Below are 25,054 nucleotides of genomic sequence, written 5' to 3' on the forward strand. Positions count from 1 at the left end.
ATGCTCCACGCTACCCCCACGGATGAATAAGAAGGATTCACGATCAAAATTCGATGCTGCCCTTCTTTTCCTCCACTTCAAACACGGAATCAATCTTCCAATTGGCTTTATCTTTTGACGCTTTAACAGCCAACTGATCGCAGCGCTCATTGAGCGGATGCCCGGCATGCCCCTTCACCCAGACCAGTTTCACTTGGTGATGCTTGTACAAGTTCATCAGCCGAAGCCAAAGATCTTGGTTTTTTTTGCCCTGAAATCCTTTTTGCATCCAACCGTATACCCAACGTTTGTCAATCGCGTCGATAACATATTTTGAGTCGGAAAATACAGTCACTTTTTGGTTGATACTTTTTAGCGCTTCCAGCCCAATAATGACAGCCAGCAGTTCCATTCTATTATTGGTTGTTTTGCGGAAGCCTCCGGAAAATTCTTTTTCAATAAGTTTTCCCTGAAACGCCTCGTTGGTACCCTGATAGACGGTTCTTAATATTGTACCATAGCCGCCTGGTCCGGGGTTGCCGCTGGAGGCCCCATCTGTATAAAGTTCAATCATCGTTCAAAATTACATAATATCTTTTTATCCTTTTACAAGATATGCATATCTTCAGCAGCAATTTTAAACGTAGATCATCATGAGAAGAGGTTTAGCGATTACCGTGCAGCTGCTTTGCGCTAGTTTTTACGTACTGCACGCGCAAGATAAGTCTGCCCAAGATAAAATGGCTTGGTTTGAAGATGCCAAGTTGGGTATTTTTATCCATTGGGGTATCTATGCGGTAGACGGTATTTCAGAGTCTTGGGCGTTTTTTAACAACTATGTCAGCCACGATCGTTATCTGAAACAGCTAGATGGTTTTACCGCGACAAAATACAATCCGCAAGAATGGGTAGATCTAGTTAAAACCTCGGGAGCGAAATATGCCGTTATAACGGCAAAACATCACGATGGTGTAGCGCTTTGGAATTCCCAAGCTTCGGAAGCTTTGACCATAAAAACGCATGCAGCAGCTAAAAAGGATGTACTCAGCCCTTTTATCGAAAAACTGAAACGAACGGGAATGAAAACTGGTATTTATTTTTCATTGCCGGATTGGAGCCATCCTTATTATGATGTACATACGCGTATCAGGAAACGGTATGAAATTGCGGCGGACCCAAAGCGATGGGATCGTTTTGTGCATTACTACCAACAGCAGCTGCAGGAGTTATCCAACGCATACCGTCCTGACCTCTTGTGGTTTGATGGCGATTGGGAACACAGCTCCTACGAATGGGACGCGCCTGGTACCTTGCAATTGCTACGTAGATATAATCCGAACATTATCGTCAATTCGCGCTTGAATCATCATGGCGATTACGAAACACCCGAACAGGGGGTGCCTGTGGTTAAGCCTGGCAGCGCACATTGGGAGTTGTGTTACACGATGAACGATTCCTGGGGCTATCAGCCTTTTGATCGCCATTACAAAACGCCTAACATGATCGTTCGGACGCTTATTGACTGCATAGCTATGGGCGGCAACCTGCTGTTGGATGTTGGTCCGAAGGCTGATGGTACTTTGCCCAAAGAGCAGGTCGCTATCCTTCAGGAGTTGGGTCGTTGGACAAAAAAACATGGGGAGGCGGTTTATGGAACGCGAGCAGGCTTGCACAATGGGCAGTTGCGCGAAAAGAATTCGTTTTCCAAAGATGGAAGAACGCTATACATCTATTTGGATAATAAACGTGAGCGGTATTGTCTGCCACATGTGCTTACTCCTGTGAAAGATGTTAGGCTAATTGGCTCCCAAAGCCCACTGACCTTTAGCCAAGAGGCAGGTCGATTGATGGTTACTTTGCCGCCGGATGCTTTTGACCCTGTAGCATCGGTTTTGGCCATCGCGTTCGATGATTCGCCCCAGTTTGCTCCAGCAGATCGGGGAGCGCCCTACAGTATAGCAGCGCTACTGCAAGAGTCTGATGTTCAAATGGCTGTCGAACGGATTGCTGCCAGCAGCGACGCCGGTGACAATATCTTTGCAGACAAGTTGACAGCAGATGGCAGTTTCTTGACGCCGGAATTGAATGCTGCCGATACGGCACTAAAGCAATGGATTGAAAAACACGCGGAGGTGCTAAGTTTTACACGTGAAGGGCTGCCTCCCGGGCATTATGCAGGCTACTCCGCACTATCAAATGATAGGAAAACGCTTTATCTTTTTGTGAATGGACAGCCTTCGGGGCCTATCGCGCTGAAAGGATTAAACAACACTATTGCGCGGATCCGTATTGTTGGAGAAGGGTCTATGCTGAGCCATCAAGTCTTTAATAAATTGTATTGGAGTGTCATACCTGGCATCGTGTATATCGATATTCCGAAGGAGCGGTTGGATAAAAAGATGACGGTGATTGCGGTTTTACTCGATAAGCCTGTTGACCTCTACCGAGAGAAAGTGGGTGCTATTGAAAATAATTTATAGCAGGCGTGTTTCTCTGGCGTGCAATGCTCATGCTTATTGGTCGATGAAGATTCCAAATTTCTTACGCAACTCGCGGAGTACATAGGCTGATGAAACCACGATGGTTAGGCCGATAAGGCATCCCATCGCCACCGATAAAAAACGGAATATTGGTGTATAGGAAAGTTCTTCTTGATGCGGCTGAATCATAATGATGAGCAGAGCGACAACAGCCACACGCGCCATGTTCATGATATGGAAAAATCGGCAGACCAATATGGTGATGATAATCCCGATAACGATCATGTACAACGCGTTTCCGTTGATGATGATACATAGCAACGCAACAAAAGAACCGACAAAGTTTGACTTGAAGCGTTCGATGGAGAGGCGTTTTGAGTCCGTCTCTTCTGGAGAAATAACCAAAATGATGGATAGCAAAGACCAAAATAGCTCGAAATGGGCAAAATTTCTATACAAAACATACCCGATGGAGAAGCCAATAAGGCAGCGTAGTATGTAGACCAGCACGGGCGAAGATATGGCTCTTCTAAATAAACGATCAATCATTTCCTTATAACTTGCTAGGGATGGGAATCCCGAAATGTATTATGGGGCACAAAGCTAAGTCATTTCGCTTAAAATTGCCAATGAATGGAATGGAGATTTTGCAAAAAAAATGAAGAGCAATGTGGAAATAGGATTGGAAGCATTCGACATGTTTGTAGCCCAAATCCTTCGAGAAGGACAGGGAGCCTATAACAAGGATACCAATCTTCTGTTTAAATAAACGAAGATTGGTGTCCTACAGTGTTAATGATGTATTTCCCAAAAGATGCGGTTCGTTTTCAAAATCCCGCCTTATGGGCCATGCTCTGCTTACGCTAACTTTAAAGTCAAGTCTTTAGGCTTTTTGACTTTATTTTTCAGGAGCGCGAGGTCAATAACTTCAGACATTTTGGTTACGTAGTGGAAGGATAAATCTTTCACGTAGTCTTCTTTTATCTCTAAAATATCTTTCTCATTAGCCTTGCAGAGGATAATCTCCTTAATATTAGCCCGTTTGGCAGCCAGTATCTTCTCTTTGATACCGCCCACCGGGAGCACCCTTCCGCGAAGCGTGATTTCACCGGTCATCGCTAACTTTTCTTTTACTTTACGCTGTGTGAATAGCGAAGTAAGTGCCGTAAGCATCGTAATACCGGCGGATGGGCCGTCTTTTGGCGTCGCTCCGGCAGGAACATGTATGTTCACGTCCCATTGATCAAATACTTTGTAGTCGATACCAAAATCTTCGGCATGCGAACGCAAGTAGGCCATAGCAATTGCTGCCGACTCTTTCATCACGTCTCCCAGATTACCAGTAAGGCTTAGTTTTCCTTTCCCTGGACTTAGGCTTGACTCAATGAATAGGATGTCGCCACCAACGGAGGTCCAAGCTAAACCGGTTACAACGCCCGCAACTTCGTTGTCCTCGTAAAGATCTTTATCGAAGATTGGTGCGCCCAAAATCTCTTCTACCATAGCAGGTTCAATTTTTGAACTGTGTTCTTTCTCCATAACAATACGGGTCGCAACACCGCGAACGATAGAGCCAATTTTTTTCTCCAATCCTCGGACGCCGGATTCCCGCGTATATTCCTCGACAATTTTTTCCAACACTTTATTGCTGAGGCTAGCATCTTTACGCGTTAAGCCGTGCACCTCAAGTTGCTTAGGTAGCAAATGTTTTTTTGCAATTTCTATCTTTTCTTCAATGGTGTAGCCATTCACCTCGATGATCTCCATACGATCGAGTAAGGCAGGCTGAATCCCATTCAGCGAATTTGCTGTAGCGATAAACATCACCTTGGACAGGTCATACTCCATCTCCACGTAGTGGTCGTAGAAATTGGTATTTTGTTCTGGATCCAGCACTTCCAATAGGGCAGATGACGGATCACCTTTAAAATCAGAACCCAGCTTATCGATTTCGTCGAGGACAAATACGGGGTTTGATGCACCGGCTTTCTTCAGCGATTGGATGATACGGCCGGGCATAGCGCCGATATATGTTTTGCGGTGACCACGGATTTCCGCTTCATCACGCACACCACCTAAAGCCATACGTGTATATTTGCGACCCAAGGCTTTTGCTACGGATTTTCCCAATGATGTTTTTCCAACGCCCGGAGGCCCTACTAAACAAAGGATCGGCGCTTTCATATTGTTCTTTAGCTTTAATACGGCGAGGTACTCAATGATACGCTGCTTCACCTTCTCCAAACCGTAGTGATCTTTGTCTAATATTTTAACCGCTCTGTTTAGATCGAAGTTATCCTTTGTGTAATCACCCCACGGTAAATCTAACAACAGTTCCAGGTAGTTAATCTGTACGGAATAGTCTGCCGCTGCCGGGTTTATACGTCCTAGTTTCTCCAGTTCTTTTGTGAAATGTTTTTGAACATCGGCCGGCCATTTTTTTGATCTAGCCCGTTTTTCCAACTCCTGCATTTCTAAATCAGGCGTATTGCCACCAAGCTCTTCTTGGATTGTTTTTAGTTGCTGATTTAGAAAATAGTCGCGCTGCTGCTTGTCTAAATCAATTCGCACCTTATTCTGTATCTGGTTTTTTAGTTCCAGCAGTTGAATCTCTGTTGTTAAATGTTCCAGCAGGTTTTTCGCGCGCTTCACAAAATCTTTGGTCTCTAAAAGGCTTTGCTTCTGCTCGGTTTCCAAAGCCATATTGGACGAGATAAAGTTCACCAAAAAGGTAGGACTTTCAATGTTCTTAATAGCCAGCCCGGCTTCGCTAGGTAAATTTGGAGAAAGCTGTATAATTTGTAAAGCAAGTTCCTTTATCGAAGAGATCAACGCTTTGAATTCTCGATTAGCAACTTTTGGCTTTTCTTCGGGCACGCGTTCAACGCGAGCTTTCAAGTATGGATCACTATTTACAAGCTCTGTTATTCTGAAACGTTGTTTTCCTTGAATAATGACGGTTGTATTCCCGTCCGGCATCTGCAAAATCTTGATGATATTCGCTACAGTACCTATTTTATGCAATTGGTCTACTGTAGGTTCTTCAATATTCATATCTTTTTGAGACACCACACCAATGGTGCGGTCACCTTTATAGGCTTCTTTAACAAGCTTTATGGATTTATCGCGGCCAACCGTTATCGGAATTACAACACCAGGAAACAATACCGTATTTCGTAAAGGAAGTATAGGGAGTATTTCTGGAATATCAGCTTTGCTCATTTCCTCTTCATCTTGTGAACTCATCAACGGGAAAAACTCGGTGTCTTCGTTTATGACAGAAAGTACTTGATTGAGGTCAAATGTGTCGTTTTTGTTCATATATATTGTGTTCATCCGACAATATGTCAGATTATTAGATAATTTTGCGTATACTAAAATACTTCCTCTATAGTTGCAAGAGGGATGCCAACTTTAAAAATTGGTACTATTTATGTTAAGAAAGAAAATACACTGCAAAAACGACATCATCCGGCGCCGTGGCGAGCGAACAATAGCTAAAATGTGGAAATGTTAATAAATTTACATTGTAAGCTTAAACTATTTAACAGAGATTTATGTCAACTGTTTTAGTGTAAAAAACAAAAAAGTAGAATTAATAAAAGAGAACATATGAAACGTAGATTTTTAAGTAACCAGTGGAAAGCGGTAAAGTTGGGTTTGGCGTCGACTGCCCTGGCGTTATTTACAGTGGCCGTTCAAGCGCAAGACCAGTCACAACATAGTAATCCTAATGTCCGTCTTGGTCAGAAAGCTTTGTTAGATGGTGATTTTAAATCGGCAGCAACACATTTGCAAAAAGCATTACCTTCAGAAGCTAGCGATCCCGATGTGCAATACTTGCTTGGCTATTCACAATTCCACAATGGTGACTACGCTAAAGCGATTGAAACTTTTAAAAAGGTAATTGCATTGGATGCAAAACATACCTCAGCCTATTATTACAAAGCGAAAGCGAGCAATAACATGGCCGTAAATGCAGCAAACAAGGTGAGCAACGGCGCCAAGGAGCAATTGCTTAAATCAGCCATTGATGATTACAGCAAAGCGATAGCTATCAATGCTAATGATGCGAAATTGTATCAAAACCGTGCTATCGCGTATCGCGATTTAGGTATCTTGACGGGTACAAGCGGCGCGGCTAACTACGACAAAGCAAAAGCTGCTGATGCTTACAGCAAGGCTGTTACCGATTACGAGAAGGTGTTGACGTATGATGCTTCTCGTAAAGACATCCAAACGGAAGTTAAGAAAGCAAAAGTTTACCGAGATAATCTTAAATAGCAAACTTTAGGTACATATGGAGACGGCGAACATGATTGTTCGCCGTTTTTATTGAAGCTCGAAGCTTACTTGCCTATTCGGAAATTTTACCAGACATGTTGGAGAGCAGTGCAGCGAAACGCTAGCCATATTCATCGTATGATAAATATCCATGAAAGCTGTACTTGGCAATTATTTATGATTATTTTAGCGAGCAGTATATGATCTCGATCAGCGTACATAAATTACCATGCCGGATATGAAATTTTCATGTTTGGAAAAGCAACAACATGAATGAAAATAAAGCGGCCATAGCGAGTTTATCGAAAATAATTTGAACATTCGAAACGGGTTTAAAAACAGCTTAGTTACATATGAAAAATAGAAGAACGTTTATTAAAAATAGCCTAGGATTGGCAGCGGGTTTAGCCGTTGCCCAAGCAGGGTACGGAGGTGCCGTATTTCGTGATTTGAGCCTGCAGGCCTTTCAGTTTAAGCTGGAGACCTTGCCCTACGCATATCAAGCATTAGAGCCCGCGATTGATGCGCAGACCATGCAAATTCATCACGAGCGTCATTACGCGACCTACGTGAAAACGGCCAATGAAGCGATTCAGGCGGAAAACGTACAAAGCGCTAACGAAAAAGATCTTTTTAAAGCAATCGATACCTATAGCGCTAAGCTGCGAAACAACGCCGGCGGAGCCTATAACCATGCTTTTTTTTGGAAGACTTTACGCGCGCCGCAAAAGGACAATAGGCCAACGGGGAGCTTGGCAGCCGCTATCGATAAAGACTTCGGCAGCTTCGCCCAGTTCCAGGATGCCTTTACTAAGGCTGCGACACAGCAATTTGGCTCGGGATGGGCATGGTTAGTGCTGGATGCTGGAAAGCTCAAAGTCGGCGGAACACCCAATCAGGACAATCCATTAATGAAAGGTGTTGCTCTTCAGGGCCAGCCACTTTTGGGTTTAGATGTATGGGAGCATGCCTATTACCTAAAATATCAAAATAAGCGTCCGGATTACGTTGCCGGTTTTTGGTCTATCGTTAATTGGCCGCAGGTGCAAAAACATTTTGATGCAAAGTGACGGAAACAAGTAGCGATTAAAGAACGCGCTTATCCTTTCATATACCGAACAGCCGCAACTTAAGGGAAATAGAAATTCACCTTGGGTGCGGCTTTCTCATTTCGATGCGGCTACCTCTTTCGGATCGGGCAAAGACAGGGTTGCGTATCTAGTTCAAGCAGCCCTTTGTCGGGTTATCCCTTCTTTTCAGTAGCAGCCGAAAGCTGTTTAGGGATGATGTTGCTGGCTGGCAATCCACTTCCTTATTCGGAAGTTCCGCTGGAACTGGATTGTCTGGCGATTTGGTTCGCATCACGTAAGTTTTCTGCAAACAGCGAAACGGCTTTTCTTCTTGATAGTACATACGACTTTCGACGATGTCATCTTTCGTAGCACCCTCTGTTGCTCCACTTTCAAAAGCCCAGGACGTAGCCTTCTCGAAACCGAAAAAAAGCTGATTGTTCCGTACGAAATATTCCTCCTCATACTCATGGTGGCTATACTCCCCATACACATGTCGCACCAGTACAAGTTGCCCATTTTCGGTGAAATACGTTACGCGCCCGTTTCTTTCCCCATTACAGTCGTATTCGAAGGTTGTGCTATCCAATTGTCCAGATGCTCGTTTCTCTACTGTTGCCACATAGGCGTCTTGAATAGCTGCAATATTTTCCAGCGATTCACTTGTGTTGGCCATCGCTTGTGCGGGCGCATCACGATGCGCCTTTGCTACAGCTACAGTATCGCCAACTCTATCGTTCTTTTTGGTGGACTGGCAGGAGATGCATCCTAAACCAATAAGTAAAAGTATATTACAATTTCGTATCATCATCGACAACTTTACCAAAAGAACCGTGATGATCTTGTTTTTGTTTTTATGTCCGGATCGCTCAGCTGTTACTGGTGGGAGTGATAGGTGGACACCACCCTTCTAGGTTCGCGATTGTGTTTCGTAAAAAACTTTGTATCTTGTGGTTGATACGCAGCGACATGTTGGCTACTGTTTGCTGATGAAAAGGGAATAAGCCGCTAGCGCGAGGTCATGAGGGCGCCGTGCACTGGTCCATTTTTCAATATCCAATTATAGTATATGATGTATTCTCCGGGTCTTCGTTTTAGGGAGGCAATGCAAAACGAAAAACCTTTACAGGTGGTTGGTGCTGTTCATGCAAACCATGCGCTGCTGGCACAGCAAGCTGGTTTCCAGGCGATTTATCTATCGGGTGGTGGCGTAGCCGCTGGTTCTCTGGGTGTGCCTGATTTGGGGATCACGACATTGCAGGACGTACTGATCGATGTCGATCGCATTAGCAATGTTTGTGATTTGCCATTGCTGGTAGACATCGATACTGGTTTTGGTCCATCGGCATTTAATATAGAACGTACCGTGCGGTCCTTGATCAAAGTGGGTGCCGCGGCAGTCCACATCGAAGATCAGGTTGGCGCAAAGCGATGCGGTCACCGTCCCGGAAAAGAGTTGGTGTCGCAAAGAGAAATGTGCGACCGGATTAAGGCTGCTGTCGATGCGCGAACCGATCTCAACTTTGTGATTGGAGCGCGGACCGATGCGGTAGCGACGGAAGGTCTTGAGGGTGCACTAGCTAGGGCAGTGGCATACAAGGACGCGGGTGCAGATTTTATCTTTGCAGAAGCAATCGGACATGTAGACGAATACAAGCAGTTTGCTGACGCGACCGGGCTTCCTGTATTAGCCAATATCACAGAATTTGGGCAAACCCCGCTCTTCACGCTCGAAGAGCTGCGCGAGGCCGCGGTATCCATTGCGTTGTACCCGCTGTCCGCATTTCGTGCCGCCAACAAAGCTGCGGAGCACGTGTATAGCAGTATCCGACGGGATGGTACGCAGCGTGCCGTGATGTCGGCCATGCAGACGCGTGAAGAGCTATACGCCAGTATCAATTATTACGCCTACGAAAGGAAATTAGATCAACTGTTTAATAATAATCGCGATGAAAGAGACCAATGAATCAGGTTTTAAACCTAAGAGAAGTGTTGCCCTTTCTGGTGTAGCCGCTGGAAATACCGCCCTGAGCACCGTCGGAAAAAGTGGCAACGATCTACATTATCGGGGTTACGATATTTTGGACTTGGCATGGCAGGCTTCATTTGAGGAGGTCGCGTATTTGCTTATCTATGGTGCCTTGCCCACGGAAGCGCAGTTGCATTCGTTTCAAACGCAGTTGGGAAGTCAACGGGGCCTGCCAATCGCTATCCAAAAAGTGCTTAAGCAATTGCCGCCAACAGCACATCCAATGGACGTGTTGCGAACGTATGTTTCCGTCTTCGGAAGTTTACAACCTGAAAAGGAGAGCCAATCGCTTGCCGGAGCCCGTGACATTGCGTGCCGGCTAATGGCGTCTATGGGGTCTGCACTATTGTACTGGTATCATTTCAGTCAAAATGGTCGTGAGATCTCGGTAGAGACAGATGATTTAACGGTTGGCGGGCACTTCCTTCACCTGCTTCATGGGCATGCGCCGTCTGCCTCCTGGGTAAAAGCGATGCAGGTGTCGCTTAATCTATATGCGGAGCACGAGTTTAATGCCTCCACTTTTGCAGCGCGCGTGATTGCCGGAACAGGTTCAGACATTTACTCCTGTGTTGCTGGTGCTATCGGTGCCCTGCGCGGCCCAAAGCATGGTGGTGCCAATGAGGTGGCATTCGACATACAGAGCCGCTACGCCGATGCAGACGAGGCCGAAGCAGATATACGGAAGCGATTAGCAAACAAAGAAGTGATCATCGGCTTTGGGCATCCTGTCTACACTATTGCTGATCCGCGAAATGAGGTTATTAAGCGCATTGCCCGAGAGCTTAGTGAAGAAGCCGGCGATATGACTTTATATTCCATAGCTGAACGACTAGAATCTGTGTTGTGGGAAGAGAAGCGGATGTTTCCTAATCTGGATTGGTACTCTGCCGTATCGTATCACCTCATGGGTGTGCCAACGGCGATGTTTACGCCGTTATTTGTGATCTCCCGGATCACGGGCTGGTCGGCGCATGTTTTTGAGCAGCGTCTGGATGGTAAGATTATCCGCCCCAGTGCAAACTATAATGGACCGGAAAACCGGGATTTCGTGCCGCTTTCAGAACGGTAGGGATTGAAAAGTAAAAAGTAAAAAGTAAAAAGTTAAAATTCAAAAGTAAGAAGTCAAAAGTTAAAAGTGAGAAGTTAAAATTCAAAAGTGAAAAGTAAAAAGTGAAAAATGAGAATGGAAAAGTTAAGAAGTTAAAATTGATTGGTGAAAATTAGGGGTGAATCATAGAAGGTGAGCAATAACAAATAAAAATAGATAAATAAAAATCATGGCAGCTGTAATTCCCAGTAACAGGCCTGAGGCGGATCAGGTACTGAAAGATATCGTAGCGTATGTATTACACTATAAGGTGGAGAGCGAAGTGGCGCTGCAAACCGCGTTCTATTGTTTCTTAGATACGATGGGCTGTGGATTTGAGGCCTTAACGTATCCCGCCTGTACGAAGATGCTTGGTCCGATTGTGCCGGGAACTGTCGTGCCCCACGGAGCGAAGGTGCCGGGTACCACTCACCAGCTCGACCCGGTGCAGGCAGCTTTTGACATTGGTACCATGATCCGCTGGCTGGATTTTAATGATACTTGGCTGGCAGCAGAGTGGGGGCACCCCTCCGATAATCTTGGTGGGATTTTGGCGACGGCCGATTGGCTTAGCCGAACCCGAATGAGCCGGGGTGAAGCGCCCTTGAAAGGAAGCGACCTTTTGGAAGCGATGGTTAAAGCGCACGAGATCCAAGGTGTACTGGCCTTAGAAAACTCCTTCAATAAGGTAGGACTAGATCATGTGCTATTGGTTAAAATTGCCTCAACAGCGGTCGTGGGAAAAATGATAGGTTTGACTTACGATGAGCTGATCAACGCCGTGTCGCTTGCCTTTGTGGATGGGCAGGCCCTGCGTACCTATAGGCACGCGCCCAACACAGGTAGCCGAAAATCGTGGGCAGCTGGCGATGCTACCTCCCGCGGGGTGAGATTAGCCCTCATCGCAAAGACCGGTGAGATGGGCTATCCATCTGTCTTGACCGCACCTATCTGGGGTTTTTATGATGTTTCTTTTCAGGGTAAACCTTTTACATTTCAACGGGCCTATGGCAGCTATGTGATGGAGAATGTGTTGTTCAAGATTTCGTTTCCGGCAGAATTTCATGCACAAACGGCAGTGGAAGCGGCGATACAGCTGCATCAGCAACTGAAAGAGATGGGTAAGACAACGGATGACATTGCTCAGATATCCGTGCGAACGCATGAAGCTGCCATTCGTATTATCGACAAAAAAGGTCCGCTAAACAACCCCGCCGATCGCGACCATTGTCTGCAATACATGATCGCTATTCCTTTGCTATTGGGCCGTTTGACAGCGGAAGATTACGAAGATCATATCGCGCAAAATCCAAAAATTGATTTGCTTCGGGATAAGATGGTATGTCACGAAGATCCGGCCTTTACCGTGGATTACCATGACCCGGATAAGCGTGCTATAGCGAATGGCCTTACCATCACATTGCAAGACGGTACGGTACTTCCCGAGGTTGTCGTCCATTATCCGGTTGGGCATCCGCGGAGACGAGCGGAGGGAATTCCGAAGTTGATCGATAAATATCGGCGAAATTTAAAACGGATATTTTCGGAAAAGCAGCAGGCACAGCTCTTGCAGAACACCCTGGACTATGACTCCTTTATAAATCTTAATGTGCCGTATTTGGTCGATTTGATGATAAGGTAGAAGTTAAAAGTGATAAGTAGTACAACCTATGCACTTCCTACCCAACCTCAAAAAATCCCTTCCCAAAGCCTTTCCGTCCCTGCCGGGACAGGGCCTTCCTTTTTTTTCTAAAAAAAGGAAGCAAAAAAATCGTCGCTGAATTTTTGTTGCATCCCTGTAGGATAGTGCAAAGGCTTATGTCTACATACGCAACAAAAATAAGGCGACATGTTCCGTTAAATTTGGGTAAGTGATAAAAGAAGTCAAAATTTAAAAGTGATAAATCAAAAGTTAAAAGTCAAAAGTGAAAAGTTAAAAGTGATGAGTCAAAAAAAATCAAAAGTTCTAAACACTACAATCTAACTACTACAATCTAAAGACTATAATCTAAGTACTACAATCTAAGTACTACAATCTAAAGACTATAATCTAAGTACTACAATCTAAGTACTACAATCTAAGTACTACAATCTAAGTTCTACAATCTAAAGACTATAATCTAAGTACTACAATCTAATTACTATAATCTAAGTACTATAATCTAAGTACTACAATCTACAATCTAAGTACTACCCGCTACCGTGAAATCGTTATAAAACGATAGACGTGCTGCGGCGCGTGCTTTCAAGGAGTTTGGAACTAGCCACTGTTCGCCATATGGTACAAAGGAACTACATTCTTCTGCAAAAGTTTGAACACCTACTTGATCGATGTGTCCGAATACACCACCTGTGTGGGGGGCATAGCCAACGCCGAGCACGGATCCTAAATCCCCGTCCTTAGGGCTTGACAAGATGCCTTCGTCCAGACAGCGGTAGCTGTCTAGCGCCATGATATGTAAAAGACGTTTACGGATGATGACATCGGATAGGGGCATGTTGTGCTGCGGAAGCGTCAGATCATTCCATATTGCTTTTTTGCCGGTATCCTTGTTGTAGCCATAAAAGCCGGCGCCGGTTTTTCTCCCGTTTCGCCCCTGCCCGATAAGGTTTTCAAGGTAGGCATAAGCGCGTCGCTGGGAGGAATGCAGCGAAGGAAGATGATCGTAAACCTGCAGCATCAATTTCAAGGAGATTTCGTCGAGCACAGCCAGGGGGCCTACTGCAAAGCCAGCATTTTTGGCCTCGCATTCAATCGATGCGGCAGGAATTCCTTCGAGCAGCATCGTTATGGCTTCGAGTAGGTAATTGAAAAATATGCGTGATGTAAAAAAAGCAGGTCCATCAAGAACGACGATAGGGACTTTATCGAGCTTACGTGCTACTAAAAGGGCCTTTTGAAGTGTGGCATGACTGGTTTTTGCTCCGCGAATGATCTCGACCAGGGGCATCCGATCTACCGGAGAAAAAAAGTGCATGCCGATAAAGTTTTCCGGAGCCGTCGACACCGATGCAAGCATCCCGATGGGGAGGGATGTGGTGTTGCTGGCGAAGAGGCCATTGGCGCTTAGGAAAGGCAAGCTTTCCTTCGTCACATAAGCTTTTAGGTGTTTATCTTCAAAAACGGCCTCAATAATGATGTCCGAATTGACAAGGTCAGACGCATTTTCTGTGGGATGAATATGCTGGAGCAGCGACTCCCGGTTTCCGGCAGAGATACTGCGCCCCGCCACGTGCTTGGCCGTAAGCGTTTCGGCATATTTTTTTCCACGCTCGGCGTAGGCAAGTGTGACATCTTTCAAATAAACTTGCAAGCCAGCACGCGCAGCTTCATAGGCTATGCCAGATCCCATAATGCCTGCACCGAGTATGCCCACTTTATTGATTGTAAACCCCTGTGCAACGGCTTGATCGACGGGGGCGGCTTTAGCCTCGCGCAAACTGTAGTATAGTGTGCGAACCACACTGATCGTTTCTTTCTTTTGCCACAAGGATAACCACGCGTTAAGTTCGCGTTTTAGGGCATCTTCCAACGATCCCTGATCGATATCGGCTAAGAGGTCTATAAAGATGGCATGCGCAGGTATTAATTTACTTTTTCTATGAATGGCTTGTATCGCATCGCGATCTTGCTCTTCGGCGATTAGCGCGGATGAAATAGAGCGAAGCGATGCGCTCTCCTTCGTAAGGATTACAAGCTTTGCAGCAGCTATCGCAGCATCGAGGCTTGGAACAACGTCGTCTATAAGTCCTAGATCACCTGCTTCATGCGCGGATATTGCATTTGCTTGGAGTAAAAAAGGCAACGCTTTGTTTACGCCCAATTTGCGGATACAAAGCGTGGTCGCACCGAATCCCGGAAATAATCCATACTTAAATTCGGGGAAACCAAGATTGGAAGAGGTTGTTGCAACGCTGTATTCGGCCCAAAGTGCGGGAGCGAGACCAATACTAAAGCAATCACCATCTATTACCGAGACAATCGGTTTTCCAAGTTCACACAGCGCACTCCATTCGCTAAATAAACGCTCCAGGCGGTCCGCAAAATCTGGGGTGTTGCTTACCTCGTTGTAGATGTGTTGCCAGTCGATATCTACGGTTCCTAATGGACTCGTGTAGATCATTCCTTTGTTATCTTTTTTGTCTACGCTATGTCGAGCAGCTGACACAAATTCTTCCAACCGTAAAAGGTAATTTCCTTGATCGGTTCTTTTACGCGGCTCAAGCAACACAATGCCTTCGCTAATCTGTCTTACCGTAATATAGTGGTACGTGCTGTGTTTTAAGTCCTCCATCAATCGTGTTTTTTTGTTTGCAATAGACGGGTTGATCATCTATCTATAAACAGTTTCGTTTACTTCGCGTCGACATGACGTTGCTGATAGTCAACATGGTCAATGGTCATCTTAGCGATGATTTCCAGCATAATCTCTGAGGTTCCTGCAATGATGGTTCCCACGCGCACATCGCGGTATAAGCGTGCAATCTTATAGTCTTCGGTGAAGCCATACCCGCCGAAAAGCTGGAGGCAGTGATTGACCACGTCGATAGCAAGTTCACTCGCTTTCAGTTTGGCTATCGAACATTCTTTTACGGCATATCTTTTTTGTGCTTGCAAGTCGCAGCAATGGTAAATGAAGGCTTTGGCCACGGCTATGCTGGCGGTCATATCGGCAAGACGATGCCGCAACACTTGAAAGTCGGAAAGCTTTTTTTCAAATGCTTCGCGAGTGGAAACGTAATCCAGTGTATATTGAAGTGCGGAATCTGCAGTGGCGAGGCTATGGATAGCTGCCGTTAGTCGTTCGAGTTGCAAGCCATCCATTAAGTACTGAAAGCCTGCTCCCTCCAAGCCAATGAGGTTTTTAACAGGCACTTTTACCTGGTCAAAGCTAAGCTCAGCTGTGTCTGAAGCATGCCAACCCATTTTTTCAATCTTTTGCGTATGTACCCCTTCCGAGGAACGCTCGATCAGCAACAGACTTATGCCTTTACTGCCTTTACTGGAATCCGTTTTTACGGCCGTGATAAAGAAATCACCGTAATGCCCATTGGTGATAAAAGTCTTGGACCCATTGACGATATAAAAATCTCCTTCACGCTTGGCCGTTGTTTTCATATTTTTTACATCCGACCCTGCGCCAGGTTCGGTGATGGCTACGGCACTGATACGCTCTCCCGCAATTATTCCAGGTAGATAGCGACGCTTTACATCGTCAGAGCCATATTTCAGGATGTAAGGTGCCGACATGTATTGGATGACTAATGCAGATATGGTAAAGCCGCCGGAGTAGCAGTAGGATAGTTCTTCGCAAAAGATCATGGAGTAATAAAAGTCCAGGTTCAGCCCGCCATATTCTTCCGGATAGTTTAGCCCCATGAAACCCATGTCGCCCATTTTTTTCCAGATAGCCGGATCAATTTTTCTGTCGTTCTCCCATTGATCTACATGAGGGGCAATTTCTTTTTTTATAAATGTTCGTAAAGTTTCGCGAAAGGATTGATGCTCATCTGTCAGTAATGTTGCCTGCATATGCGCTAAAGTTTTATACTGGTTATTATTAATCTTCTGCTTTTGGCCAGAAAAGTATAGACGAATATACTGTAAAAATCCGAGTTACGGAAATGGGAAGATGGTGAAAAACTAAAGAAGTTAAAGTTATTCTATCATGCTGTTTTGGGTTGTCAAGTTCCTTCCTTTTATCCTACGCTGATATGCTGAATGCCTTAAATTATATTTGTTTATATATTAAAGTATAGAAATGTTTTTTGTTTTATACGTATTAAATTGTTTGATAATCATGGTTTTATTTTTATATTAGACGAATGCTGAATAAATCTTTTATGAACAATTTGTATTTCTTGCTGCTGCCGTTGGCATTGCTGGGCGCTTCTTGTAATGGATCTGTAGCCGATGACTTTGCACCGATAGAGGAGGATAGTTATCGTATCAGCAAGGTGCTGTTCCTCGAGCAGGGAAGTAAAATAGATTCCGTTATACATCGCTTAGATACTATTACCTACACTAATTTTGATAGTGTCAGCACTGTGGATACGGTGTTTCATCTATACGCAGGTTTTAAGGATAGTGTTTTCATCAGCATGAACACTCAAGGGCCGCCGGTTGAGGCGATTTTAGACTCGATAGCTGTGCAAAAGCTGGTTTTGAAAGATGAATTAACCTATACAGAACGGTTACTCTTGGTATTGCGAGATTCTATTTATTTGAAGGGCGAAGCTACCCGTACCGGCATAGCACCTATAAGCGAGCCCAGGCTAACGCAAGAATTACGTGTGACGCCCTGCACAAGGTATGACATCACTGGCGAATATTGGCGGATCAACTACACGGTGGACTTCGATCTAGAGCTTACGAACGCGCTGTCGGGAGAAAAGCAATTAAAAAGTGGAACACTCGTATATAGTCGGTTCAGTTTGAGTTATCAGTCTGGCCAAGATCCCTATCCGCAAGCTTCGAAAGTGTTTATTTCGGAATGGAGCCCTTGTACCCCGAAGTTTAATTAGTGAAAGTTGCAACATTGCATCATTCGATCTTTTGCGATGTACACTGAAAACTGCGATTGACCTTAAAGAATGCGAATAGACATTTAATGGTGTCCCTGAACATGTTGCTCTACGCGATTCATTTTGTCTAAAACATCGCTAATAGGAAAATCTCCTCTAAAGCCATACGTTTTAAACCGTAAATATTCTCCCCACACGAGTTTTCGCCCATGCGCTGTCATATACCAATTGTCTATGGCGATCGATATACTTGAAATTTCTGAAGGGATTTTTATGTGACAATTGCCCACTTTCGATAGTTTGAAATACTTTTGCAGGGTTAAGTAAGAACGCATCGACGCATAGCAATGGGATAAAAAGCAGATATGTCTAACTGTAGAAAAGTCAAAATGTACTCTAGAAAACGCCACATTTTCGAGGGTGTTTTTCGATTTATTTTCAATAATGAAATCCGTAGTCGGAAAATTAATTTTTTCAATGTGGGAAAAAATTAATTCAGACTCCGCTAAAGGTTCGAAGCTTGAAGCCTCGTAGTTAGCTATGCCCCCTGAAATAATTACAGTCGGGATGGTACATTCATTTAAAAAATAGGTGATTTGGTTTGCTATAGCAGCATGAAGAATATTGGATCCAAAGACAAATAGCAGGTCGCAATCAGTCATAGGTGATTGGTAGAAGCAAAGATCCGTTAAGGCTTCGATTAAGCCATCCGTCAGATTGGGGGTGTCTGGCAGTTTTGCAATTTCCCGCACTTTATTTTCCTTATTACGGTTTCGATGCATACTGAATTTCTTCTATAGACAGGATGATGAACAACATCCGTCATCCGGGTAATTAAGTGGAGCGATATATTAAATTATAGGTAAACGTACAAAAAAAATTACACAGAGCAATGCGTATAAAAATGGAGCAAAATGCACGATATAAAATGGTTTTGGATATGATAAAGTGAGCAGCATAAAAAGTTAGGAATAATAGGTATATTTAAGTCGTAAACTTATTTTATATCCAGTATAACGCTCCATGTACAACAGGACCACATGTTTAATGCTACACATATATTTTCTCTTTTGGCGTTGAATAGGCTTCTAAACGTTGAGCGCTATACAGTATGTATTTAACTACCTATTTATGGTCAAAAAGCGCGTGTTTATAGTAGCTGCCAAGCGTACGCCTATTGGCAGTTTTGGTGGTGGCCTGTCGAGCCTGTCCGCGGTGGAGCTTGGTGCAAAAGCGGTCGGTGCGGCTCTACAGCAATCGGCTATTGATCCGGCCGAAATAGATGAAATCCTGATGGGCTGTGTGTTGCAGGCCGGCCTTCGTCAGGCACCTGCCCGGCAAGTGGCAAAGTTGGCCGGGCTTCCCGATAGCGTGTCGGCAACGACGATCAATAAGGTTTGTGCAAGCGGCATGAAAGCGGTGTCATTAGCAGCTCAATCTATTCTATTGGGTGATGCTGACGTTGTTGTCGCCGGTGGCATGGAGAGTATGAGCAAGGTGCCGTACTACGCCTCGTCAGCGCGCTGGGGAGCAAAATATGGAAGTGGAACCTTACTGGATGGACTACAGGAAGATGGATTATCCGATGCCTATAATGGTGAGGCAATGGGTGTCATTGGCGAGCTTTGCGCCGATCGTTATCAAATAAGCCGCGAGGAACAAGATCAATATGCTATTTCTTCCTATCAGCGCAGCCAACAGGCCTGGGAAACCAATAAGTTTGAAGCGGAGGTGATGCCGGTTACCTTGAAAACCCGGCGGGGAGAGCAGGTGATCGCTACGGATGAGGCGTTTAAGCTTGTTGATTTTGATAAGTTGCCGCAGCTTCGTCCTGTATTCAAGGATGCCGGTACGATTACGGCTGCTAATGCGTCGACGATCAGCGATGGTGCGGCAGCAGTGGTCTTGGTGAGCGAGGAGAAACTACACGCTTTAGCGCTCACGCCATTAGCAGAGGTGGTCGCCTATGCCGATGCCGAACAGGATCCGGACTGGTTCACGACCAGTCCTAGCGTTGCTACAGAAAAGGTGCTGAAGAAGGCAGGGTTGTCACTGGCCGACATCGACTTTTTCGAATTCAATGAAGCATTTGCTGTCGTGGCACTGGTCAATGCGCAGCTACTAGGTATTCCGTTGGAGAAAGTTAACCGCTATGGTGGTGCGGTTGCGCTGGGACATCCGCTGGGCTGCTCGGGCGCACGTATTCTGGTCACGCTCAGCAGCATCCTAAAACAAGAAGAAGGTACCTACGGGCTGGCTGCGATCTGCAATGGCGGAGGAGGAGCATCTGCGATCGTTTTGAAACGCGTGTAAGCCAGGATCGTTAATACATACCATACAAACAAATGGACTACGCAGGCAAGCCCGCATAGTCCATTTGCTCAAGATTAATGTATGCTAGGTCAAGAGACCTGCGCGTTTCAGCAAAGCATCCACTTGCGGTTCCTTTCCGCGAAAGCGTTTGTATAGCGTCATCGGATGTTCGCTACCGCCTTGCGACAAGATGTTATCCTTAAATTTTGTAGCCACTTCTTTATCAAATATACCTTTGTCTTGGAAATAGGCGAAAGCATCCGCATCCAGCACCTCGGCCCATTTGTAACTGTAATAGCCGGAGGAGTAGCCGCCGTTGAAGATATGCGAGAAAGATGGGCTCATTGCGTTGTCTGCTACGTCCGGGTAAAACTGTGTGGAGGCGAAGCAGCTGTTTTCAAACGCTTTTACGTCCTGTATGTTTGTCGGATCCTGTCCATGCCAGCCCATATCAAGCAATCCGAAACTCAATTGCCTGAGCGTAGCCATGCCCTCTAAAAACGAAGCGGACGCTTTAATTTTATCTACTAGATCCATCGGAATGGCTTCATTCGTTTCGTAATGTCGTGCGAAGAGCGCCAAGGCGTCCTTTTCATAACACCAGTTTTCCATAATCTGGCTAGGAAGCTCAACGAAGTCCCAGAATACGGAAGTCCCAGAAAGATTAGGGTACGTTGTGTCCGCCAGCATGCCATGTAGCGCGTGGCCGAACTCATGAAACAGGGTAGTGACCTCGTTGAAGGTTAGCAAGGAAGGCTTGCTGGCTGTTGGCCGCGTAAAGTTGCAAACGATGGATACATGCGGTCGTTCATCGTTGCCCTCGATTCGGTATTGCGGTTTGAACGAAGTCATCCAAGCGCCGTTTCTTTTGCCCTTTCTGGGAAAGAAGTCTGCGTAGAATACCGCTATAAACTTTCCTTGATCGTCGGTCACTTCAAACGTCTGCACCTCTTCATGGTACTTGTCTATGGTATCTACTTCGTTAAAATGTAGCCCAAATAACTTGAATGCCACCGTAAATGCACCGTTTAATACTTTTTCCAGTTTAAAGTAAGGCTTTAACAACTCATCATCCAGCGCAAACTTCTCTTGTTTGAGCTTCTCGCTATAATACGCACCATCCCATTTTTCCAATTGCTCTAGACCATCGCGCTTTTTCGCAAAAGCGCTCAGCTCGCCAAACTCGCCACGTGCCGCAGGCTTTGCCTTTACTAGTAAATCCTCCAAAAATACCTGTACACGCTCCGGATTTTGTGCCATGCGCTCTTCGAGAACGAAGTGAGCGTGTGTGGAATAGCCTAAAAGCTGCGCACGTTCAAAACGTAATTTAACAATAGACAAAAGGTGTTCACTATTATCATGCTCGTTTTTTTGGAATGCTTTTCTTCCGGCGGCAAGGCTGATCTCTTTCCGTAGTTCGCGGTTGTTGGCATAGGTGACGAAAGGGATATAGCTGGGGTAGTCCAGCGTAAAGATCCAGCCTGCTTTACCCAAAGACTCCGCAAGACCTTTGGCTGCTTCTATGGTTCCTTCGGGCAGTCCCGAAAGATCTTTCTCATCAGTCAGGTGCAACTGATAAGCATTAGTTTCCGCCAATATATTTTCACCAAATTTTAGTTTTAGTACGGCGAGTTCCGCATCGATCTTGCGAAGCCGATCTTTTTTATCAGCTTCTAATAATGCGCCATTTCGAACAAAACCTTTATAGGATTTGTTCAGTAGCGTTTGCTGCTCTGGCGTTAGGGTTAGCGTATCCTTTTCGGCGTAAACTGCTTTAACGCGTTCAAACAAAGCCAAATTGAGGTTGATGTCATTGGCCAGAGCCGATAGTTTCGGAGCTACCTCTTGTGCGATCTTATCCAGTTCATCATTGGTTTCTGCCGAATGCAGATTAAAAAAAATAGAGGAGAGGCGATCCAGTTGCATCCCCGAATAGGCTAGGGCCTCTATTGTATTGGAGAAGGTAGGTTTCTCTCTGTTTGCCGTAATAGCTTCAATTTCTGTTTTCGTTTTTTCTATGTGCTGTTCAAAAGCAGGAAGGTAATCTTCTGTTTTTATTTTTGAAAACGGCGCAGTATCGTGCACCGTTGTAAATTTTTGATCGAATATACGCATAGGCATAAAAATACGGATTTTTCTCCATAGCCCATGAGACGGATGATGTTAAAACTGCTCGTCTACCAACTCCTTGTTTACCATTGCGCCCGTTAAATTTCCGCTATAAATGGCATTCGCTACAGATCGCATCATGGCAGAATTGTCACCGCAGGCATACACGCCCGGCACATTTGTTTTTTGGAAGTTGTCTATTTTTATATAACCGAGGTCATTTTCATCGCAGCCAAGTTGCTGATGCAAATCACTGCTTTGCGAGAAAGGGACGGCGGCATATAGTGCCTTGACGGCTAGCTGATCACCGTTTTTAAATGTTAACGTTTCAATTTTGCCATTCTGGTGGCTGATCGAAGTAAGTTCTTGTTCAACAAGGGATACGTTGTTTTTCTTAAGCTTAGCAAGTTGCGCTGCATCAAAGTCTGCCTTTTCCCCCGTGATGATGGTCAGCTGTGGCGTTAAGTTTCTTACCAGTGATGCCAAGTGCATAGCGCGCTCACCTTGGGCTAAGATAGCGGTCGGCTCATCCCGAAATTCGTAGCCATGGCAATAGGGGCAGTGGATAGCGGTGATACCCCAACACGCGCTAAAGCCTTCGATGTCAGGAAGCTTGTCGTGTATACCTGTAGCAAGAATAATTTTTTTGGCTTGTATACTTTTCCCGGATTTTGTCTTCACGGTAAACAACGCATCGACAGATCGCTTAGCAGCGATCGCTCGGTCAGTTAGCCAAGAGATACTCGGGTAGGCGAGGACCTGTTTTTTACCCAAAGCTGAGATCTCGCTCGGAGTCTGGCCATCCTGCGTTAAAAAATTGTGCGAGTGTGGCGTTTGTCTATTGCAGGGAGCGCCATCGTCAATAATAATTACGCTGCGCAGTGATCGGCCTAGAGCCATCGCTGCCGATAAGCCGGCGTAACTGCCCCCGATAATAATGACATCTACTATATCTTTGTGTTCCATATGTGGCATAAGCTAAGGTGTTTTGTCAAAAATAAAAAGCAACTTCTTTATATGCAACAATATTGCATTTAATAGTTGTTCTTATGGCATTTTGATGACCTACGACATCCAATAAAAAAAAATTAAAAAAAAATTGAATTTCGAAATCCAACCCTAAAATTTCCTCGTAAGTGGAGTAAAAGAATCTTATAAACATAAAATAAAAAAGGTTATGAAAGAAACGACCTCTACTAATGAAAACTTGGCGACTGTAGATCAGGAGTTGTCAAGTAAGCAACTTCAGAGAAGGAATTTTTTGAAGCTTGCAGGCGCAGGTGCCGCAGGTGTTGCCTTTTTGGGCATGGTTGGTTGTAAAAAAGATAACGATGGACCCGATCGAGGTGGGGATGGATTTTATTTTGGAAGTGGTGATATCGCAATCTTGAATTACGCTTATGCTCTTGAGCAACTGGAAGCTTCATTTTATATTCAGGTGGCCAACAATCCATACTCTGGTATATCAGATTGGGAAAGAACGTTATTGACTGATATTCGCGATCATGAGATAGCACATCGTGAATTTTTCAAAGCGGCCCTAGGTACGAAAGCGATTTCAAATTTGGAATTCAATTTCGGCGCTGTTAATTTCTCTAGCCGAGACAGTGTATTGGGTACAGCAAAAGTTTTCGAAGATTTAGGGGTCTCTGCTTATAATGGTGCAGGCTGGTTAATCAAAGATGAAGCTTATTTAGGGCTAGCTGGCAAAATCGTATCGGTTGAAGCACGGCATGCTGCGTTGGTTCGCGATTTAATTTCAAATGGCAGCTTTGCGAATTCGGAAGTGATCGATAGCAACGGGTTGGATGTTTCTAACAGTCCTACTGTTGTGCTAGAGGCTGCTGCTCCGTTTATCACATCGAGAGTAGACGTACGTGATTTACCAACTTATTAGTTAATACTTAAATTTAGAAAGTCATGAATTTATTCAATATATTCGATTCAATCACGCAAGTAGATCCAGAATTTAACGAGCGTGTAAGTCCCCGTCGTGATGCCATTCGCAACATGATGTCATTTGGGAAAAAAGTTTCTATGGCCGCGGTGCCCTTTGTTTTAAGTGATTTGTTCAAGCGTGCGTATGGACAAACGCCTACTGATGTGAATGGCGTTTTAAACTACGCATTAACGCTGGAGTATCTGGAAGCCGAGTATTATACGATCGGCGCAAGTACCGGAGGCTTAGTGCCAAGTGGTCCAGCTGCTGGTGCTATTGCTACGATTCGTGATCACGAAAATGCGCATGTTGCCTTCCTAAAAAGTGTATTAGGGGCAGCGGCCGTTGCTAAACCAAACTTTGACTTCACTGCAGGCGGTGCTTTTGCTGACGTCTTTTCTAATTACGACACCTTCCTTGCTCTGGCACAGGCTTTTGAAGATACGGGTGTGCGTGCATATAAAGGGCAAGCTGGCATTTTAAAAGGTAACCGCGTTGTATTGACAGCGGCCTTACAAATCCACTCCGTGGAAGCTAGGCATGCCTCGCATATTCGCCAAATGCGTAGAGCACGCGGTGGAGCAGCGGCAAACCAAAAGCCATGGATTACAGGTGCCAACGATTCTGGTATTGGAGCGGCGGTAGATCCGGTGTATGCTGGTGAAGACCTTAAAGTTCAGGCAGGTGTTGATATCACAACGTTGAATGGTGTTAGTGGAAGGCTATCAGAAGCGGCGGCTACGCAATCTTTTGATGAACCATTAACAGCACCAGCGGTATTAGATATAGCTAAATTGTTTATTCGATAACGGTTGGATAGGTGAAAGGTGATGTGATAAAGGTCTGTTCCTCGGAGCAGGCCTTTTTTCATGTCATCATATTTTGTTCTGATTGCTTCTCCGTAAACATTGCCAAAAGTGAAGGGTTTTCATAAAAATGCATAGCTACCCTCACCAATAAGGTAAGGAATATAAAACTTCCTATTTCAAACGCTAATAATACATGTATGCAAAATGTTATGCAAGACAATGCTGGTTAGGTATATGCTGTCAAGGCCTGAATTCCGATCTTTGAATTTAATAAGCTCCTTTGTATGCAAATGTGAAAGATCCTGCCCAAGTGAGGACCAAGGAATTTACCAACGGTCTACGATTTGATACCATGCAGCATGTGCTGCGATACATGAATGAACAAGTTACTATTGATAGCGTCTGCCTCCAGATCTCGCTTCCATTG

General features: G+C 44.9%; 19 protein-coding genes. 10 read left to right on the plus strand and 9 right to left on the minus strand.

The window, feature by feature from the left end; genetic code table 11:
- Window positions 1-43 precede the first annotated feature (43 nt).
- Window positions 44-553, minus strand: a complete 510-nt coding sequence (gene rnhA, locus B0I21_RS01180) for a ribonuclease HI (protein WP_133638510.1) — start codon at window positions 551-553, stop codon at window positions 44-46.
- Between the two features lie 79 nt (window positions 554-632).
- Here rnhA and B0I21_RS01185 point away from each other — a divergent pair, with 79 nt between their 5' ends.
- A complete protein-coding gene (locus tag B0I21_RS01185; RefSeq protein WP_133638511.1) occupies window positions 633-2,459 on the plus strand; it encodes an alpha-L-fucosidase in 1,827 nt (608 codons plus the stop codon).
- A gap of 33 nt (window positions 2,460-2,492) precedes the next feature.
- On the opposite strand, the gene B0I21_RS01190 is transcribed toward B0I21_RS01185, so the two are convergent.
- Both B0I21_RS01190 and lon read right to left on the minus strand, forming a co-directional pair.
- On the minus strand, window positions 2,493-3,008 hold the full coding sequence (locus tag B0I21_RS01190) for an FUSC family protein (RefSeq protein WP_133638512.1): 516 nt from the start codon (window positions 3,006-3,008) through the stop codon (window positions 2,493-2,495).
- Window positions 3,009-3,317: 309 nt separating this feature from the next.
- A complete protein-coding gene (gene lon / locus B0I21_RS01195) occupies window positions 3,318-5,780 on the minus strand; it encodes an endopeptidase La (protein WP_133638513.1) in 2,463 nt (820 codons plus the stop codon).
- A 291-nt stretch (window positions 5,781-6,071) separates the two neighbouring features.
- Here lon and B0I21_RS01200 point away from each other — a divergent pair, with 291 nt between their 5' ends.
- A complete protein-coding gene (locus tag B0I21_RS01200) occupies window positions 6,072-6,743 on the plus strand; it encodes a tetratricopeptide repeat protein (protein WP_133638514.1) in 672 nt (223 codons plus the stop codon).
- A gap of 353 nt (window positions 6,744-7,096) precedes the next feature.
- Window positions 7,097-7,813, plus strand: coding sequence for a superoxide dismutase (locus B0I21_RS01205; protein WP_133638515.1), 717 nt, complete (start codon window positions 7,097-7,099; stop codon window positions 7,811-7,813).
- Window positions 7,814-7,961: 148 nt separating this feature from the next.
- Here B0I21_RS01205 and B0I21_RS01210 read toward each other — a convergent pair whose 3' ends face one another.
- Entirely contained in the window at window positions 7,962-8,621 is a 660-nt protein-coding gene (locus B0I21_RS01210; protein ID WP_133638516.1) for a hypothetical protein, read from the minus strand.
- Window positions 8,622-8,885: 264 nt separating this feature from the next.
- Between B0I21_RS01210 and prpB the strand changes: the two genes are divergently transcribed.
- From prpB to B0I21_RS01225, 3 genes are all read left to right on the plus strand, one after another.
- Entirely contained in the window at window positions 8,886-9,779 is an 894-nt protein-coding gene (gene prpB / locus B0I21_RS01215) for a methylisocitrate lyase (protein WP_262708457.1), read from the plus strand.
- Window positions 9,763-10,914: a bifunctional 2-methylcitrate synthase/citrate synthase gene (gene prpC / locus B0I21_RS01220; protein ID WP_133638518.1), complete on the plus strand. Its 1,152-nt coding sequence runs from the start codon at window positions 9,763-9,765 to the stop codon at window positions 10,912-10,914. Before prpB ends, prpC begins: the two co-directional genes overlap by 17 nt.
- Before the next feature lie 208 nt (window positions 10,915-11,122).
- The gene (locus B0I21_RS01225) at window positions 11,123-12,574 is read left to right on the plus strand and encodes a bifunctional 2-methylcitrate dehydratase/aconitate hydratase (RefSeq protein ID WP_133638519.1); all 1,452 of its coding nucleotides are present in this window, start codon (window positions 11,123-11,125) and stop codon (window positions 12,572-12,574) included.
- Window positions 12,575-13,115: 541 nt separating this feature from the next.
- Here the strand turns inward: B0I21_RS01225 and B0I21_RS01230 are convergent.
- Both B0I21_RS01230 and B0I21_RS01235 read right to left on the minus strand, forming a co-directional pair.
- Window positions 13,116-15,227, minus strand: coding sequence for a 3-hydroxyacyl-CoA dehydrogenase NAD-binding domain-containing protein (locus B0I21_RS01230; RefSeq protein WP_133638520.1), 2,112 nt, complete (start codon window positions 15,225-15,227; stop codon window positions 13,116-13,118).
- Window positions 15,228-15,286: 59 nt separating this feature from the next.
- Window positions 15,287-16,465: an acyl-CoA dehydrogenase family protein gene (locus B0I21_RS01235; RefSeq protein WP_133638521.1), complete on the minus strand. Its 1,179-nt coding sequence runs from the start codon at window positions 16,463-16,465 to the stop codon at window positions 15,287-15,289.
- 311 nt (window positions 16,466-16,776) lie between these two features.
- Here B0I21_RS01235 and B0I21_RS01240 point away from each other — a divergent pair, with 311 nt between their 5' ends.
- Window positions 16,777-17,457 carry a hypothetical protein gene (locus tag B0I21_RS01240; RefSeq protein WP_133638522.1) on the plus strand — a complete coding sequence of 227 codons (681 nt, stop codon included), beginning with the start codon at window positions 16,777-16,779 and terminating at the stop codon, window positions 17,455-17,457.
- Window positions 17,458-17,540: 83 nt separating this feature from the next.
- On the opposite strand, the gene B0I21_RS01245 is transcribed toward B0I21_RS01240, so the two are convergent.
- Window positions 17,541-18,239, minus strand: coding sequence for an ElyC/SanA/YdcF family protein (locus B0I21_RS01245; RefSeq protein ID WP_133638523.1), 699 nt, complete (start codon window positions 18,237-18,239; stop codon window positions 17,541-17,543).
- A 349-nt stretch (window positions 18,240-18,588) separates the two neighbouring features.
- Here B0I21_RS01245 and B0I21_RS01250 point away from each other — a divergent pair, with 349 nt between their 5' ends.
- Complete coding sequence (locus B0I21_RS01250) at window positions 18,589-19,770, plus strand: thiolase family protein (RefSeq protein ID WP_133638524.1); 1,182 nt, start codon at window positions 18,589-18,591, stop codon at window positions 19,768-19,770.
- An 84-nt stretch (window positions 19,771-19,854) separates the two neighbouring features.
- On the opposite strand, the gene B0I21_RS01255 is transcribed toward B0I21_RS01250, so the two are convergent.
- Together B0I21_RS01255 and B0I21_RS01260 are read right to left on the minus strand one after the other, a co-directional pair.
- On the minus strand, window positions 19,855-21,891 hold the full coding sequence (locus B0I21_RS01255) for a M3 family metallopeptidase (RefSeq protein ID WP_243835911.1): 2,037 nt from the start codon (window positions 21,889-21,891) through the stop codon (window positions 19,855-19,857).
- A gap of 42 nt (window positions 21,892-21,933) precedes the next feature.
- A complete protein-coding gene (locus B0I21_RS01260) occupies window positions 21,934-22,845 on the minus strand; it encodes an NAD(P)/FAD-dependent oxidoreductase (RefSeq protein WP_133638525.1) in 912 nt (303 codons plus the stop codon).
- A gap of 211 nt (window positions 22,846-23,056) precedes the next feature.
- Between B0I21_RS01260 and B0I21_RS01265 the strand changes: the two genes are divergently transcribed.
- Window positions 23,057-23,776 carry a ferritin-like domain-containing protein gene (locus tag B0I21_RS01265; RefSeq protein ID WP_133638526.1) on the plus strand — a complete coding sequence of 240 codons (720 nt, stop codon included), beginning with the start codon at window positions 23,057-23,059 and terminating at the stop codon, window positions 23,774-23,776.
- 23 nt (window positions 23,777-23,799) lie between these two features.
- Window positions 23,800-24,627 (plus strand): ferritin-like domain-containing protein, encoded by an 828-nt coding sequence (locus B0I21_RS01270; RefSeq protein WP_133638527.1) that lies wholly within the window; start codon window positions 23,800-23,802, stop codon window positions 24,625-24,627.
- Window positions 24,628-25,054 lie beyond the last annotated feature (427 nt).

The organism is Sphingobacterium paludis (genome assembly GCF_004364125.1).
GTDB classification, from domain to species: Bacteria; Bacteroidota; Bacteroidia; order Sphingobacteriales; family Sphingobacteriaceae; genus Sphingobacterium; species Sphingobacterium paludis.